Origin of the sequence: Pseudomonas azotoformans (assembly GCF_900103345.1) — a bacterium.
GTDB lineage: Bacteria > Pseudomonadota > Gammaproteobacteria > Pseudomonadales > Pseudomonadaceae > Aquipseudomonas > Aquipseudomonas azotoformans.
Window position 1 is genome coordinate 4,895,274 of the sequence record NZ_LT629702.1, and the last position, 15,528, is coordinate 4,910,801.

Consider the following 15,528-nt stretch of genomic DNA (forward strand, 5'->3'; position numbering starts at 1 on the left):
CGCTATCCTCCTTATTCAAATTGGGTGGCTAATTGGATCCAATGCACACTAGAGACTGCCCATAAGCTTGTCAAACGGGCACGGTTTCGGCTTGTAAGCGGTTCAACATCAAGCTCTCAGCACCCACAGCCGGTATTTATGGCGTCTTACACCGCCAGGTTCATTGAACCTGCTCCAGCAGCCACCAATGGCAAGATCACCGGCTATGGACTCAACACTTTGCCGTTGCAGTTTATTCCCCAGGTGCCAGGGGGTATGGGTTCTCGCGGTACTTTCCAGTCTATAGATATTCATTAACGGTATTTAAATTGAAGTTCTTATATCTATAGAGTCGCTCTCCTGACTGACCGGGAGTGACCTCATGTCCGCCACCTCTACTGTTCCAACAGCGACCGCCACCACGCAAACCTTCGAGATTCTTCCTTTTTCCGGCAGTGTCGGCGCCGAGATCATCGGCCTGGACCTGTCGCGTCCGGTCACCGATCAGGATTTCACCCGCATCCATCAAGCGCACCTGGACCACCACGTCGTGGTGTTCCGCGACCAACGCATCACCCCCGAACAACAGATCGCCTTCAGCCGCCGCTTCGGCGTGCTGCAGATCCACGTGCTCAAACAGTTCCTGCTGGCCAACCACCCGGAAATCCTGATCGTCTCCAACATCATCGAAAACGGCCAATCCATCGGCCTGGGGGACGCGGGCAAATTCTGGCACTCGGACCTGTCTTACAAAGAGCTGCCCAGCCTGGGCTCAATGTTGCACGCCCAGGAACTGCCGTCTGAAGGCGGCGATACCCTGTTCGCCGACATGCACAAAGCCTGGGACCAGTTGCCCGAGCATCTGCGTAAAGCTGTCGAGGGGCGCAGTGCCGCGCATTCCTACACCGCGCGTTACAGCGAAACCAAATTCGAAGGCAACTGGCGCCCTACGCTGACCGCTGAGCAGCTTGCCCAGGTCGCGGAAGTCGTGCACCCCATCGTGCGCACTCACCCGGAAAACGGCCGCAAGGCACTCTTCGTCAGTGAAGGGTTCACCACCCGCATCGTCGGCCTGCCGGAAGACGAGAGCCGCGACCTGCTGGCCCAGCTCTATGCCCACAGCGTGTTGCCACACAACATCTATCGCCACCAATGGCAGCCCCACGACTTGGTTTTCTGGGACAACCGCTCGCTGATCCACCTGGCTGCCGGCTGCCCGAGCCACCTGCGCCGCAAGCTGTTTCGCACCACCATCCAGGGCGATGCGCCTTTCTGATCCCCATTTGCGCCAAGTGAGATGAAATGAACATGCCCCTGCAAGGCCACGCGGCCAGCACTCTGAACACGGCGCAGCCGCTGCTGGCGGTGGATAACGTCAGCCTGGAATACCGCACGCCCGAGCGGGTGGTGCGGGCCACCCACCAAGTGAGTTTCGAGATCGACCCGGCCGACCGCTACGTGCTGCTCGGCCCGTCGGGCTGTGGCAAATCCACCTTGCTCAAGTCCATCGCCGGGTTTATCAAACCCTGCGAAGGCGAGATCCGCCTGTTGGGGCAAAAGGTCGAGCAACCCGGCCCGGATCGCATCGTGGTGTTCCAGGAATTCGACCAGTTGCCGCCGTGGAAAACCGTCAAGCAGAACGTGATGTTCCCATTGCTGGCCTCGAAAACCCTGAAGCGCGCCGAAGCCGAGGAGCGCGCGCTGCACTACCTCGACAAAGTCGGCCTCGGCGCCTTTGCCGATGCCTACCCACACACCCTTTCCGGCGGCATGAAAGCCCGCGTCGCCATCGCCCGTGCCCTGGCCATGCAGCCGAAAATCCTGTTGATGGACGAGCCCTTCGCCGCCCTCGACGCCCTGACTCGACGCAAGATGCAGGAAGAGTTGCTGCTGCTCTGGGAGGAGGTGCGCTTCACCCTGTTGTTCGTCACGCACTCCATTGAAGAAGCGCTGGTAGTGGGCAATCGCATCCTGTTGCTGTCGCCTCATCCCGGGCGTGTACGTGCGGAAGTCCACAGCCATCAATACGACCTGCACAGCCTCGGGGGCGTGGCGTTCCAGGCATCGGCGCGGCGCATTCATCGCCTGCTGTTCGATGAAGCGCCCGAGGCCGAACGTGAGTTGGGTTTCGCCGATATCCGCATCGCTTACTGAAGGGTCAACCCAATGCGCCAGGAATTTGAAATCACCCTAGAGCCGCTGCTCAGCGTCCCCGTGGAGCGCGAGTTACCGCTGCGACAGCGCCTGTGGCAACAAGGCTGGTTGCGCAAAGGCCTGATCCTGATTGTGCTCGCCATCCTGTGGGAAGCTGTTGCGCGCTACCAGGACAACGACCTGCTGTTGCCGAGTTTTTTGCAGACCTTTCACGCGCTGTACGACGGCCTGCTCAGTGGTGAATTGCTCAGCAAAGTCAGCATCTCGCTGGCCGTGCTGATCAAAGGCTACTTGATCGGCATCGTGCTGGCGTTCGTCCTGACCACCTTGGCGGTGTCGACCCAACTGGGCCGCGATTTGCTGAGTACCCTGACCTCGATGTTCAACCCGCTGCCGGCGATTGCGCTGTTGCCGCTGGCGCTACTGTGGTTTGGACTGGGGCAGAACAGCCTGATCTTCGTGCTGGTGCATTCGGTGCTGTGGGCGCTGGCGCTCAATACCTATTCGGGGTTCCTCGGCGTGTCCGAAACCTTGCGCATGGCCGGTCGCAACTATGGCCTCAAGGGCATGCGCTTTGTGCTGTTCATCCTGATCCCGGCGGCGCTGCCGTCGATCCTCGCGGGCCTCAAGATCGGCTGGGCGTTCGCCTGGCGCACCCTGATCGCCGCCGAGTTGGTGTTCGGTGCCACCAGCGGCAAGGGCGGCCTGGGTTGGTACATCTTCCAGAACCGCAACGAGCTGTACACCGACAAGGTGTTCGCCGGGCTGGCGGTGGTGATCCTGATCGGCCTGCTCGTGGAAAACCTGGTGTTTGACACGTTCGAGCGTCTGACGGTCAAGCGCTGGGGTATGCAGCGTTGATCACACGAGGGATAAGAATCTTCGCGTTTAAATAGGAATGGTTGCTCTTTGCCCTGGCTGGCTTCGATAATCCCGCCCGAATTCGGCGCCGCGATGGCGTCGAACCGTTCTGGTAAAGGGATTTACGACTATGCGTTTTCTTGTCTTGGCAGCGGCTGTGTTGTTATCGACCTCGGTGTTGGCAGAGTTCGTACCCGAAGCAGTGTCCATGCCCAAGCCGCAATACCCGGCGTTTCTGACGTCCCTTCCGGGACATGCGCGCATCAGCTTGAACATCCACAGTGATGGTTCGGTCAGCGATGTAAAAGCGCTCAGCGCCACCAAGCCTGAGTTCGGCGCAGCCGCCGTAGCGGCGGCCCAGCAATGGCATTTCAAACCCTGGGCGGTGAATGCAGACCAGCCAGCGGTGATCGACGCGCAGAACGAAATGATCTTCACGCCTGAAGAGGTCAGGGCAACGAGTACTCAGCTGTCCTTTATGGAAACGACCTATCAGTCCTGCAGCGCGTTGAACGAAGAAGTCAGTCAGTTCCGCCGTAATCATCCTTCCCGTCCGCTCATCCAGATGAAGAGTTTTGCCATCACCCGTGTCGCCGTGATGTTCCCGGCATTGAGCGGTAAAAGCGACTACGACGAAGGCCTGACCCGGGCCGACGAACTGGAAAGCGCGCTGCCGGACATCGTGCGCAAGTGCCAGGCTCACCCTAAATCCACCTTCGCGAAATACCTGCCCGTCAAACTGAGGCGCTATCTGTAAAGCCTGCTACGATTGCGCTCACTTCACGCCCCGTTGTTCACGAGTGCCTGGCATGCAACTACCGGACATGAACCTGCTGGTCGCCCTCGACGCCCTGCTCGATGAGGGCAGTGTAGTGGGCGCCGCGCGTCGCATGAACCTCAGCCCGGCGGCCATGAGCCGCACGCTCACGCGTATCCGCGAAGCGGTGGGCGACCCGATCCTGGTGCGCGCCGGCCGGGGTCTGGTGCCCACGCCCAAGGCCCTGCAGTTGCAAGGCCAGGTGCGCAATGTGGTGGAGCAGGCGGCGCTGCTGTTCCGCTCGGCGGACCAGGTAGACCTGAGCACCCTGCGTCGCCGTTTCAGCGTGCGCGCCAATGACTTTTTCATCGGTGTGTATGGCGGGCGCCTGTTCGACACCATGGAGCGCATGGCCCCCCTGTGTGAGCTGTGCTTCGTGCCCGAAGGCGACACCGACGACGAGGCGTTGCGCGAAGGGCGCCTGGATCTGCGGGTGAGCAACACCATGCCCGCCAGCCCCGAAGTGAAAGTGCAGAACCTGTTCTCCACCACCTTCGTCGGCCTGGCGCGGGAAGACCATCCGTTGTTCGACGAAGAAATCACTGCCGCGCGTTTCGCCAGCTATTCCCATATCAGCATCTCCCGGCGCGGCATCGCGCGGGGGCCGATCGACACCGCATTGAATGCCCAGGGCCTGGAGCGGCGCGTGGCGATGATCGCACCGGGCTTTCACGGCGCAATGTTCATGCTGCCCGATTCCGACCTGCTGTTGCCGGTGCCCAAGGAAGCGCTGCTGAGCGCCACTCGCCTGAAACTGCCACTGCGCGCCTTCGCCTTGCCGATCTTGTTGCCGACACTGGTATTGGCCCAGTCCTGGCACCCGCGCTTCGACAAGGACCCCGCCCACAAATGGCTGCGCGAAACCATGCGCGAGAGTTGCCACGCCACGTGGCTCGAAGCGCAGCCCGTCTGATAATTGCGTTTGGCGCACTTATACCCTGCCAACAAGTAACTTTTTGTCATGTGTGTGCCTGATTAAACTGCTCGGGTATTGATCACTCCGAGCTACCTGTCCATGACGTCCCTCGCTGCCCCCACCCTTGCGGCCGCAGCCAAACCCACTGCCATGACCCCGCCCGTATTCGGCCCGCGCATCATCATTGGCCTGGTCGGCGTGTTGCTGGCGGTGCTGGTCTCCGGTCTCAACGAGATGGTCACCAAAGTGGCCCTCGCGGATATCCGTGGCGCGCTGTACATCGGGTTTGACGAAGGCACCTGGCTGGTTGCGGCCTATACCGCCACCTCCGTCGCGGCCATGGCCTTTGCGCCCTGGTGTTCGGTGACCTTTTCGCTGCGCCGCTTCACCTTGTGTGCCATCGGCCTGTTCACCATGCTCGGCATCCTGTGCCCGTTCGCGCCGAACTACGAAAGCCTGCTGGTGCTGCGCACCGTGCAAGGCCTGGCCGGTGGCGCGTTGCCGCCGATGCTGATGACCGTGGCCCTGCGTTTCCTGCCGGCCAACGTCAAGCTGTACGGCCTGGCCGGCTACGCACTCACCGCCACCTTCGGCCCGAGCCTCGGCACACCGCTGGCGGCGCTGTGGACCGAATACGTCGGTTGGCAGTGGGCGTTCTGGCAAATCGTTGCGCCGTGCCTGCTGGCCATGGCCGCCGTGGCCTATGGCCTGCCGCAGGATCCACTGCGCCTGGAGCGCTTCAAACAGTTCAACTGGCGCGGCCTGCTGCTGGGCTTCCCGGCGATCTGCATGCTGGTGATCGGCATTCTGCAAGGCAACCGCCTGGATTGGTTCGAATCGGGCCTGATCACCTTCCTGCTGTGTGGCGGCGGTGTGTTGCTGGTGCTGTTCATGCTCAACGAATGGTCGCAGCCCATACCCTTCTTCAAGCTGCAGATGCTCGGCCTGCGCAACCTGGCGTTCGCCCTGATTGTGCTGGCAGGCGTGCTGATGGTGCTGACCTCGGTGATCATCATCCCGTCGAGTTTTCTCGCCCAGGTGCAGGGTTACCGCCCACTGCAAACCGCGCCGGTGATGTTGCTGATGGCGATCCCGCAGTTGATCGCGCTGCCGTTGGTGGCGGCGCTGTGCAACCTGCGCTGGGTCGACTGCCGCTGGGTGCTGGGGATAGGCCTGGGCATGCTGGTGCTGTGCTGCGTGGGCAGTGCGCACCTGACGTCGGATTGGATTCGCGACGATTTCTACGGCCTGTACCTGCTGCAAATCTTTGGGCAACCGATGGCCGTGCTGCCGCTGCTGATGCTTTCCACCGGCAGCATCCAGCCCATGGACGGGCCGTTCGCTTCGGCCTGGTTCAACACCATCAAGGGCCTGGCCGCCGTGATCGCCACCGGCGTGCTCGACACGCTGACCACCCAGCGCTTGCACTTCCATTCGACCATGTTGGTCGATCGTCTGGGCAATTCGCCCCTGGTCGACGGCGACGCGCCGGGCCTGGCGCAACGCCTGCACGAGCAGGCCGTGGTACTGACCTCTTCGGATTTGTACTACGTCATGGCCGCGGTCGCGGTGGCGTTGATCCTGCTGATTTTCTGGATGCCCACGCGGATTTTTCCGCCGCGCGCACCGACTTGATTGAAAGGACTGTTCATGAAACGCAAAGACAAAATCGCCGTCACCGTCATCGCTGTATTTGCTGTCGGCGTGCTGGTGTACCTGGTCGCGCCGGGCGTGCTGGGAAGCAAGCGCCAGACCACCAACGACGCCTTCGTCGCCGCTGACTTCACCCTGGTGGCACCGCGTGTGGCCGGCTTCATCAAGGAGGTGCTGGTGGAAGACAACCAGCGCGTCAAGGCCGGGCAATTGCTGGCGCTGATCGACGACCGAGACTTCCGCGCCGCCGCCCAGGCCGCCGATGCCGACGCTTTGGTCGCCCAGGCCCAACTGAAAAACGCCATCGCGACCCTGGAGCGCCAAAGCTCCGTGATCGCCCAGGCCCAGGCCACCGTCGCCGCGGACCGCGCCGAAATGGCCTTCGCCGAACACGAACTGAACCGCTACAACCACCTCGCCGGTGTGGGCGCCGGCACGGTGCAGAACGCCCAGCAAGCCAAGACCCGCATCGACCAGGCCACCGCGCGCCTGGCCAACGCCACGGCGGTGCTGGCGGCCGAACGCAAGCAAGTGGTAATTCTCAGCGCCCAGCGCGATGCCGCCGAAGGCGGGCTCAAGCGTGCCCAGGCCGCGCTTGAATTGGCCAGTTATCAACTGTCGTACACACGCATCGTCGCGCCGGTGGATGGCATGGTCGGCGAGCGCGCGGTACGGGTGGGCGCCTATGTGACACCGGGCAGCAAGATCCTTGCGGTCGTGCCGCTGGAGGAGGCTTACGTGGTGGCCAACTTCCAGGAAACCCAGCTTTCCCACATGCACGCCGGCCAAGCGGTGCAGGTGCGCGTCGACAGCCTCGATGGTGAGTTGCTCAACGGTCATCTTGAAAGTCTCGCGCCTGCAACCGGGGTGACCTTCGCCTCGGTCAAGCCCGACAACGCCACCGGCAATTTCACCAAAGTGGTACAGCGCATCCCGGTGAAGATCGTCCTCGAACCCAACCAGGCCCACATCGAACGCCTGCGTGTCGGCATGTCGGTGGAAGCCAGCGTCGACACCCGGCCGGTCGCGCAGCAGCGTGAGGTGGCCCAGCAATGAAGCGAGTTGCCTGGCTCACGTTGAGCCTCATCAGCCTGAGTGCCTGCACGGTCGGCCCGGATTTCCACAAGCCCCAGGGCCCGCAAGTGACGCAATGGAGCGAGCCCCTGGGGCGCCAAGCAGCCAGCCGTGCGGTCAGTGATCCCTTGCAGGAACGTTGGTGGGATGTGTTCCAAGACGCGCAACTCTCGGCCCTAACACGCCGTGCGCTCACCGATAACCTCGACCTGAAACTGGCGAGCAGTCGCCTGCAACAAAGCCGCGCTGTACGCCAGGTGACGACCGCCGAGCGCTATCCCGAGGTTGATGCGACGGGGGCTTACCAGCGCAAACGCAACAGCGGCAAAGGCTTGAGCGACCCGTCCGGCGAGAACGGCCGTGCGGCGTTCAACCAGTGGGACGCAGGCTTCTCCGCCTCCTGGGAGCTGGACTTCTGGGGCCGGGTAAAACGCGAAACCGAAGCCGCCGACGCCACCCTGCAAGTCGCCGAAGACGACCGCCGTGCCGTGCTGTTATCGGTACTTGCCGAGACCGCCCAGGACTACATCCAACTGCGCGGCGTGCAGAACACCCGCGCTGTCACCGAGCAGAACCTCGACGTCGCGCGCCACAGCCTCAAGCTCTCGCAATTGCGCTTGGCCGACGGCGTGGCGACCGACCTGGATGTCGCCGAAGCCGCCGCCCAGGTCGCCGCCATCGAGGCGCGCTTGCCAGACTTGCAACAGCGCCAGGACCAGCTGATCAACGCCCTGAGCCTGTTGATGGGCGCGCCGCCGCAAGCGCTGCACGCGCAACTGTCCAAGGACGCCGCCGTGCCGCAAACCCAGCGCCAGGTCGCGATTGGCCTGCCGTCCGAACTGGCCGAGCGCCGCCCGGACATCCGCCAGGCCGAGGCGCGCCTGCATGCCGCCACCGCCAGCATCGGCGTAGCCAAGGGCGACTTCTACCCGCGCATCACCTTGTCCGGCAGCCTTGGCTCCCAGGCCATGCAGCTCTCGGACTTCGGTTCCTGGGGTTCTCGTGCCTTTGCCTTCGGCCCACAGCTCAGCTTGCCGCTGTTCAACGGCGGTCGCCTGCAAGGCATGTTGAACCTGCGCGAAGCCCAGCAGCAGGAAGCGGCGCTCGCCTACCAGCAAACCGTGCTGCGTGCCTGGCATGAGATCGACGACCAGTTGACCCGCTACAACGCCAGCCAACTGCGCCGCGACAGCCTGGCCGAAGCCGTGCGCCAGAACCAGATTGCCCTGCGCACCGCGCAACAGCAGTACGTGGAAGGCGTGGTGGATTTCGTCAACGTGCTCACCGTGCAAAGCGCGCTGCTGGCGACGCAGGAACAGTGGGTGGAAAGCTCGACCGGCGTGTCCCTGGCGATGGTTGGCTTGTATAAAGCGTTGGGTGGCGGCTGGGAATCGGTGTATCCATTGCGCACGGTGGGCGCGGGTCAGGTTACGGATTCTGCAAAAACACCACGTACCCCCGAAACCACTCGCTCCCCTGCAAATACCCCGGCGCTGCCCACTCACCCCCCTGAATCAAGCCAATCTTGAACGGCAGCCCCAACCGATTCATGCGTGGCAAGTACGCCGCGTAATCCGGGATGCTGTGGCGCCCCTGGTACGTCTGCACCACCACCTCGTCCACCACGCCTTTGAGTTGGGCGATGGCGGCCGGGTCGGCGTTGCTGCTCCAGTCCATCAGGCCGGTGATACTCAGGCGCAGGTCGGCCGGTACACGCTGGCGCAGGTCGCGCAGGAACCCGGCGTATTCGTGCAGGTATTGGGTGCGCGCATCGAAGTCGATCTGGATGCCGACCACCGGGTTGCCCGCGTCGCGCCAGCGTTGCACCTGGCCGAGCAGTTGGCTGTAGACCGGCTCGGGCCAGCGCAGGGTGTGGGCGCGGTAGACGATCCAGATGTCGCCCTGGGTCAGGCGCGGCACGCTGATGCCTTGGGCGATCATCCGCACGCCGCGCTGGGGCGCGCGGCGAGTCGAGTTGATCTGGCCCTGGAGGATGTACAGGGTCTTGGCCTGCTTGAGTACCGGCTGTGGAGTGACGCCACTCCACAGCCAGAAGGCGTCATAGTCGCGGGCGTCGACGGCGCCGAAGGCCGGGCTTGCCAGTAGCAGCAAGCCGAGCCACAGGTGTCTCACCAGTAGTACTGCAGGGACTTGCCCCACTGGGTGTCGGCGAAGCCGGTTTTCAACTGGCGGAACCACGCCTTGCGCACGGCCGGCTCCACATCGACGCCGCCGCAACTGTTGTAGCCCGATGGCCCATAGCAGTTGATCGCACGGAACAGCGCGTAGGCCTTGTCATTCTTCGGCGCCTTGGCGTTGCCGATAACTTGTTTGTAGCCGTCGAGACGCGAGAAGGTTTCACCCTTGAAGTCCGATGCGCTGCTGCCCAGGCTGCCGGCGGCGCGTGCCTGTTCCAGCGGCATGCCGTCCAGGCCGTTGCGCAGGATGAATTCGCCGAGGCAATTGAGGCCCTGTGGGTTTTTGGCATCGGCCTGCAAGGTTGCGGCGATCTGCGCGATGCTCGGGCAGGCATAGCCGGACTCGGCTTTGTCGCCATTCCACTGGAACAGCTTCAAGGTCTGGCTGGCGCTGTAGACGTAGCCCAGGCTGGTGCCCAGTTTGTCTTCCGGGGCAGCGGCCGGCAGTTGCTTGAGGTCGTCGGCGAAGGTGGCGAACTGGCCGCGCAGCAGGTCTTTGTAGAGCAACACGAACTGTGCGGTCTGGCGTTCCAGCGGGTCGCTGGCCTGGGCGATCTGCTGGCGCAGCAGCTCAGGGCCGGCGACATTGCGCAGCAGGATGTAACGCACCTGCTTGGCGCTGATCGGCGAGTCGGCGGCGAACACCTTGGCTAACTGGCCGCTGCGCTCGTAGTTCATCGCCAGGGCCAGCTCCAGCTGGTCGCGTTGCAGTGGCAATTTCGCCAGCGGCAGCAGTTGCAGCCAAAGGGCTTCGGCGCCTTTCCAGTCTTTTTTCTCTTCCAGGGCGAGGGCGCGCAGGGTCTGTTGGCTGAAGGCGAAATACGTCAGGTTCGACGGTACGCCTTGCGGCAACAGCTTCAAGGCAGCATCTGGCTGATGCTCGCTGTACAACGCATTGACCGCCAGCAGGTAGTCATACAGCTCTGGCGCACTGGCGAACGCGGCTTTTTGTTTTTCCAGATCGGCGCGGGAGAGGGCGGGCTGGTTGCCACCGCGCATCACCATCAAGTCACTGACAAACTGGATCATCGGTGTACTGACGGTTTCGCTGTTGACCATCAGCAGCTTGAGGTCGGCTTCCTCCACCAGCTCATCCACCGACACATTGCGTTGTGTGTCAGTGGCCTGGGTCATGGCCCAGGCGTAGGCTTCGGCGAGTTTGCTGTTGTCATCCCCCAGCCAATAAACCCGCCGCAGCAGGCCACGGGCGGAGGCCACGTATCCGCCCTGTGGATAAGCCTTCAGGTAGCCGAGGAAACCCTGCTCGGCATCGTTCAAGGCCGACTTATCCACACGCGCGAGTTGCGGCATGCCGTATTCGTCGAAGGCTTCAGCCTGGGCCTGGTTCAAGGACGTACGTGCGGTCATGTACGACGCAGCTTCCTTCAGCCAAGGCAGATTACTGGCGCCGGCAGCGATAAAACCCCGTTCGGCGTCACCGAAACGGCCGCTGTAGAAGTCAGCGGCGGCTTGCAGGTAGGTACGCAACAGTTGGCCATCGGCGGACTGGATCTGCTGCGCGTCCACCACCTGGCCTTCCCAGGAGCAGGCAGTCAGCAGCTGCAAACGCGCCTTTACCAGCAACTCGCGCTCGGCTGCCGGCATGTCGGCCTTGACCACCTGGCTGATGAACGCGGTGGCGCTGTCATCGTCGTTGCTGCGGCAGCGGCTGCCTTCGCCACTCAGAAACGCTTGCCCCGCAGTTTTGTAGTCGTCGCGCTTGATACCCAGCGGCTGGAGCAGCGTGTCCAGTTCGGCAGTGCGCGAGTCGTCGGGCTTGTTGTCCGGTTCCTCGTTAGTGCTCGGAACCGGCGCCAGGCGATAGACCGCAAAGGGCACAGGACCAAAACCTTGGGACAGATCGTCTTCGCTCAAGGCGTTGGGTGCCAGGGGCGCCGAGTTTCTGTCGGCCAGCAGCAGGCGCAGGTTGACGCGACTGTCGTTGCCGGGGCTGAGGAAGGGCAGGTTGCTGCACGAATCGAGGCTGTCACGCGAAACCCGCCAGTCGGGGTAGCACGAGTCGTCGGAGCTGGCCTGGGCCTGTTGGGAAATACCGGCGAGCAATGCCAGTGCCAGGGGTGACAGAAAACCGATGCGCATGACGTGTCCTTGATCCTGAGTCCTTGGAGGGGCGCAATAATAGCCTGTTCCTGCGGTTGCTTCGGAGAAGCCCTGCACAAATTGCTGATTTGTCCGATTCCAGCGGCGGATCTTGGGCTTTTGTCCTAGAGTGGCGGTGTTTGCGCTTGGGCAATCAGGGGAATTGAGGTGCGTCGGTCTGTGGTAGAGCAAAACGAAAAGGTCGGGACGTTACCGGCACTCAATCTCCTCACGTGGGAAGGTGCCGGCTGGATCAGCCGACTGTGGTGGGTGCCGATCCTGGCACTGGCCTTGGCCCTGCGCTTTTACCACCTGACGTCGGCGGCGATCTGGGGCGACGAGGGCTCGAGCCTGCTGCTCAGTGAATACGCCTTGGGCGACCTGTGGTTTCACGCCGCACACGACGTGCATCCACCCCTGTATTTTTTCCTGCTGCGCGGCTGGATCGAGCTGTTCGGCGACAGCATCTGGTCGATACGCGGCATGAGCGCCATTCCTGGTGTGGTCGCCGTGGGCCTGGGCACCTGGCTCACCCGGCAACTCTCCACCCGGCGCGCGGCGGTGCTGGCGGGGATTCTGCTGGCGCTGTTGCCGACCGCGGTGCGTTACAGCCAGGAAGTGCGCATGTATTCGCTGCTCGGCGTTTGGCTGCTGGGCGCCACGCTGGCGCTGGTGTACTGGGTGCGCCAACCCGAGCGCACGCGCTATCTGGCGGCGTATGTCGTGTTGATGACGGCCGGTTTCTACACCCATTACTTCACCGCGCTGTGCGTGCTGGTGCATTGGGCTTACCTGGGTGTGTTGTGTGGCACGGTGCCGCAAGGCCAGCGGCTGATCACGCGCCCGGCCTGGTGGGTGGCCAACGCTGCGATTGTGCTGTTGTACCTGCCGTGGCTGCCGAACCTGTTGGACCTGGTGCAGCATGTCGAGCAGCTCAAGGTGGGGGGCGACATCGGTTGGGAGGATCCGGTCAGCCTGTTCTCCCTGCCGTCGATGATCTGGCAGTTCGTGCTGCAGGATGAAGGCGTCGGCTTCTGGGCGCCGCTGTTCTGGCTGTTTCCGCTGCTACTGGTGGCGGTGGTTGTCATCACGGCCTGGCGTGATCGCGAGCGCTACCGATCGGCCAGCCTGATGGTGCTGTTCTTTCTGTTGCCGCTGCTGCTGGTCTACGGTGTGTCGTTTATTTCCCCGGTGTTTATCGAGCGTTACCTGACGGTCTACGCCCTGGGCTTGCCGATCCTGCTGGCAATGGCCATTGATCGTCTGCCGTCGCGGTTTGCACTGCTGGGAGCGGCGTTGTTTGCGCTGTTCGTCGGCGTCGAGCTGGTGGGGTTGAAGAACAATTTCACCGTGGATGAGCACGACCAGCTCAACGTGCCGGTGGAGTTCGTCAACCGCAATTACCAGGAAGACGACCGCATCGTCCTCAGCGACATGTTGTGGTACCTGAGCTACGTGTATTACGACCAGACCGATGCCCAATTGCAGCTCTACACCCCACCCAAGCCAGATGGCACCTCAACCCGGCCGAATGCCTACGGTTTCGGCACCCTGGTGGACCAGGACGGCGGGCGCATCTACCTCGACCGCCTGTCGGCACTGCCCGCCGAAACCCGCCGCGTGTGGCTGATCAGCAGCAACGAAGCGCCGGACGAATTCGCCCCGCTGCCCGAAGGCTGGCGCGAACTCAGTCGCCAGGATGGCGGAGGCGCAAGGGCGCGCTTGTTCGTGTTGTGCAACGTCCCGTCGGCGCAACCGGAGGGCTGCCGCTAGACTGGGTGAATGCTTTTCTATCAGGAGCCCGTCATGCAATCGCCCGTACATAGCTTGCCGTCACTGTTCAAACAGCTTGGGTTGCCGGATGACCCGGTGAGTATCGAGAAATTCGTGGCGGTGCATTCACCGCTCAAGCCGGAGCTGAACCTGGCGGATGCGTTTTTCTGGACGGACAGCCAGAAGGCGTTTTTGCGCGAGGAGATTCTGGAGGATGCGGATTGGGCAGAAGTGGTGGATGAGTTGAATCTGATGTTGCGGGGTGGGCGAGGGGTGTAAAAAAAACTTTGCTGAAACACGATAATGTAAAAAAAAATGGTGAGAGGTAAAAAAAACTGGGCTTTAATCGACCAAGTGAATTTTTTCTGGGGAAGCTCACCTTGGCAACAGTCGGATATGCCCATCTCTGCGAATCGCTGGATTTAAAAGTCATTGCGCTGCACCGCGTCGCGATGATTAAACCGGTGACCAGAATCACCTTGATCGGCAACTGCCTGGCTGTTCCACACAGCGTCGCGCCTGCGCAACATGCCTGGTTTGAACATGTGCTATTTGCCCTCAAGCACGAAGGCGTGAATCTAGCCGTACTTGCGCAGGTGTTTGAACAGCTTGGTCCCGAGCCATTTCTGGCTGGGTTGGCAGCCTCCCCCAATGGTGCGTTTATTCGTAAAGCTTGCTTTCTATGGGAAGGTTTTACCGGACAGACTCTGGATCATGCTGTTCCGGTGCGAGGGCGTGTCGTTGCCTTGTTCGATCCCGAACGCTATGTCACCGGCCCCAGTATTCGCAATAGCCGCTGGCGGGTGGATTTCAACGGGTTGGGTTCTCTGCATTACTGCGCCACCGTAGAGCGAACACCTCGGGTGGATGCGTTATTGGCGCTAGATGTGTTGGATCGCGCCAAATCCTTCATGGCCACGCTCCCACCCGAAATGATGGACCGCGCGATCCAGTGGGCCTATCTCCACGAAACCCGCGACTCGTTCGCCATCGAAAAAGAACAACCCAGTGAAGAGAAATCCCGCCGCTTCGTACAACTCTTACGCCAGGCTCATGAAGGCCGCCTGCTGACAGAGGACTACCTGGTCGAGCTGCAAAACAGCACCGTGTCCAACCCCTTCGATAAAGCCGTCGCCTTTCGCCACGAACAAAACCACCTGCATAACGGCCTGCGTGGCGCGGCGGGCGTGAGCTATGTGCCGCCTGCGCCGGCGCTCTGTCAGGAACTGATGGAAGAGTTGATGGCATTCGCCAATCAGCCTGTGAGAGAGGTTGATCCATTGGTGGCGGCTGCCGTCACTGCTTTCGGCTTTGTGTTCCTGCATCCGTTCATGGACGGTAACGGGCGCCTGTCTCGCTTCCTGATCCATCAGACGCTCTGTCACTACGGCGCACTGGAAAACGGCTTGTTGCTGCCCGTTTCCGTCGCGATGAAGCATGAAGAACAAGCCTATCTGGAGGCCCTCAAAGCCTTCTCCCAACCCACACGGGAATTCTGGAACGTCACCTGGCTGGACGGCGACCCAATGGCCTTCGACTTCATCGGCCACCCCTCGATCTACCGCTACTGGGACGCCACCCGCTGCGTCGAATTCACCCTGCAAATGGCCCACCGCGCCCTGGAAGTTGAACTACGCGAGGAGACCGAGTTTCTCGACCGCTACGACCGCGTGATCAAGGCCGTGAACCAGCGTTATGACGTGCGTGGCAGTGACCTGTCGAAGCTGGTGATGATGTGCCTGGACAACGAGGGCAAGGTTTCCAAGCACCGGCGCAAGCAGTTTCAGTACAGCGTGCCGGAGGAAGTGTTTGAGTTTATTGAGGCGCAAGTGGGGCGGGTAATCAGCGATCAGTCTTAAAGACTACGATGCCTTAGCGCAAACCCGCTTTACTTACCCTACCGTCCCACCACCCATCCGCAAAATTGTTTCAAAACTTGACGCGATAGCATCCATCCACCATATTGATAGTTAGCAAACTAACTGTATGCGAACTATCCAGTG

At 61.9% G+C, this 15,528-nt stretch carries 13 protein-coding genes; 11 read left to right on the forward strand and 2 right to left on the reverse strand.

Going from position 1 to position 15,528, the window contains the following annotated elements; translation table 11 throughout:
* Window positions 1–361: 361 nt before the first annotated feature.
* The 8 genes from BLR69_RS22320 (at window position 362) to BLR69_RS22355 (ending at window position 8,983) form a co-directional block, all read left to right on the forward strand.
* The gene (locus BLR69_RS22320; protein ID WP_071493245.1) at window positions 362–1,255 is read left to right on the forward strand and encodes a TauD/TfdA dioxygenase family protein; all 894 of its coding nucleotides are present in this window, start codon (window positions 362–364) and stop codon (window positions 1,253–1,255) included.
* Between the two features lie 26 nt (window positions 1,256–1,281).
* On the forward strand, window positions 1,282–2,133 hold the full coding sequence (locus BLR69_RS22325) for an ABC transporter ATP-binding protein (RefSeq protein ID WP_071493244.1): 852 nt from the start codon (window positions 1,282–1,284) through the stop codon (window positions 2,131–2,133).
* 12 nt (window positions 2,134–2,145) lie between these two features.
* Entirely contained in the window at window positions 2,146–2,994 is an 849-nt protein-coding gene (locus BLR69_RS22330; RefSeq protein WP_071493243.1) for an ABC transporter permease, read from the forward strand.
* Between the two features lie 130 nt (window positions 2,995–3,124).
* Window positions 3,125–3,751 carry a TonB family protein gene (locus BLR69_RS22335; protein ID WP_071493242.1) on the forward strand — a complete coding sequence of 209 codons (627 nt, stop codon included), beginning with the start codon at window positions 3,125–3,127 and terminating at the stop codon, window positions 3,749–3,751.
* Between the two features lie 52 nt (window positions 3,752–3,803).
* Window positions 3,804–4,724 carry a LysR family transcriptional regulator gene (locus BLR69_RS22340; protein ID WP_071493241.1) on the forward strand — a complete coding sequence of 307 codons (921 nt, stop codon included), beginning with the start codon at window positions 3,804–3,806 and terminating at the stop codon, window positions 4,722–4,724.
* 102 nt (window positions 4,725–4,826) lie between these two features.
* Complete coding sequence (locus BLR69_RS22345) at window positions 4,827–6,362, forward strand: MFS transporter (protein WP_071493240.1); 1,536 nt, start codon at window positions 4,827–4,829, stop codon at window positions 6,360–6,362.
* Between the two features lie 15 nt (window positions 6,363–6,377).
* The gene (locus BLR69_RS22350; RefSeq protein WP_071493239.1) at window positions 6,378–7,436 is read left to right on the forward strand and encodes an HlyD family secretion protein; all 1,059 of its coding nucleotides are present in this window, start codon (window positions 6,378–6,380) and stop codon (window positions 7,434–7,436) included.
* Entirely contained in the window at window positions 7,433–8,983 is a 1,551-nt protein-coding gene (locus tag BLR69_RS22355) for an efflux transporter outer membrane subunit (protein WP_232000930.1), read from the forward strand. Before BLR69_RS22350 ends, BLR69_RS22355 begins: the two co-directional genes overlap by 4 nt.
* Here the strand turns inward: BLR69_RS22355 and BLR69_RS22360 are convergent.
* The gene (locus BLR69_RS22360; protein ID WP_071493238.1) at window positions 8,883–9,587 is read right to left on the reverse strand and encodes a DUF3142 domain-containing protein; all 705 of its coding nucleotides are present in this window, start codon (window positions 9,585–9,587) and stop codon (window positions 8,883–8,885) included. The genes BLR69_RS22355 and BLR69_RS22360 overlap by 101 nt on opposite strands.
* On the reverse strand, window positions 9,584–11,752 hold the full coding sequence (locus BLR69_RS22365; protein WP_071493237.1) for an outer membrane assembly lipoprotein YfiO: 2,169 nt from the start codon (window positions 11,750–11,752) through the stop codon (window positions 9,584–9,586). The genes BLR69_RS22360 and BLR69_RS22365 overlap by 4 nt, the downstream gene beginning before the upstream one ends.
* A 168-nt stretch (window positions 11,753–11,920) precedes the next feature.
* Here BLR69_RS22365 and BLR69_RS22370 point away from each other — a divergent pair, with 168 nt between their 5' ends.
* The 3 genes from BLR69_RS22370 to BLR69_RS22380 all read left to right on the forward strand — a co-directional run bounded on the left by BLR69_RS22370 (window position 11,921) and on the right by BLR69_RS22380 (window position 15,384).
* The gene (locus BLR69_RS22370) at window positions 11,921–13,525 is read left to right on the forward strand and encodes a glycosyltransferase family 39 protein (RefSeq protein ID WP_071493236.1); all 1,605 of its coding nucleotides are present in this window, start codon (window positions 11,921–11,923) and stop codon (window positions 13,523–13,525) included.
* A gap of 33 nt (window positions 13,526–13,558) precedes the next feature.
* Window positions 13,559–13,804 carry a DUF2789 domain-containing protein gene (locus tag BLR69_RS22375; protein ID WP_071493235.1) on the forward strand — a complete coding sequence of 82 codons (246 nt, stop codon included), beginning with the start codon at window positions 13,559–13,561 and terminating at the stop codon, window positions 13,802–13,804.
* A gap of 101 nt (window positions 13,805–13,905) precedes the next feature.
* The gene (locus BLR69_RS22380; protein WP_071493234.1) at window positions 13,906–15,384 is read left to right on the forward strand and encodes a Fic family protein; all 1,479 of its coding nucleotides are present in this window, start codon (window positions 13,906–13,908) and stop codon (window positions 15,382–15,384) included.
* Window positions 15,385–15,528: the final 144 nt, after the last annotated feature.

Excerpts from the sequence above, each read along its gene's own strand:
- BLR69_RS22345 (WP_071493240.1), top strand. The coding sequence starts at position 4,827 with ATGACGTCCCTCGCTGCCCCCACCCTTGCGGCCGCAGCCAAACCCACT.
- BLR69_RS22365 (WP_071493237.1), bottom strand. The coding sequence starts at position 11,752 with ATGCGCATCGGTTTTCTGTCACCCCTGGCACTGGCATTGCTCGCCGGT.
- BLR69_RS22340 (WP_071493241.1), top strand. The coding sequence starts at position 3,804 with ATGCAACTACCGGACATGAACCTGCTGGTCGCCCTCGACGCCCTGCTC.
- BLR69_RS22325 (WP_071493244.1), top strand. The coding sequence starts at position 1,282 with ATGAACATGCCCCTGCAAGGCCACGCGGCCAGCACTCTGAACACGGCG.
- BLR69_RS22330 (WP_071493243.1), top strand. The coding sequence starts at position 2,146 with ATGCGCCAGGAATTTGAAATCACCCTAGAGCCGCTGCTCAGCGTCCCC.
- BLR69_RS22355 (WP_232000930.1), top strand. The coding sequence starts at position 7,433 with ATGAAGCGAGTTGCCTGGCTCACGTTGAGCCTCATCAGCCTGAGTGCC.
- BLR69_RS22350 (WP_071493239.1), top strand. The coding sequence starts at position 6,378 with ATGAAACGCAAAGACAAAATCGCCGTCACCGTCATCGCTGTATTTGCT.
- BLR69_RS22320 (WP_071493245.1), top strand. The coding sequence starts at position 362 with ATGTCCGCCACCTCTACTGTTCCAACAGCGACCGCCACCACGCAAACC.
- BLR69_RS22335 (WP_071493242.1), top strand. The coding sequence starts at position 3,125 with ATGCGTTTTCTTGTCTTGGCAGCGGCTGTGTTGTTATCGACCTCGGTG.
- BLR69_RS22375 (WP_071493235.1), top strand. The coding sequence starts at position 13,559 with ATGCAATCGCCCGTACATAGCTTGCCGTCACTGTTCAAACAGCTTGGG.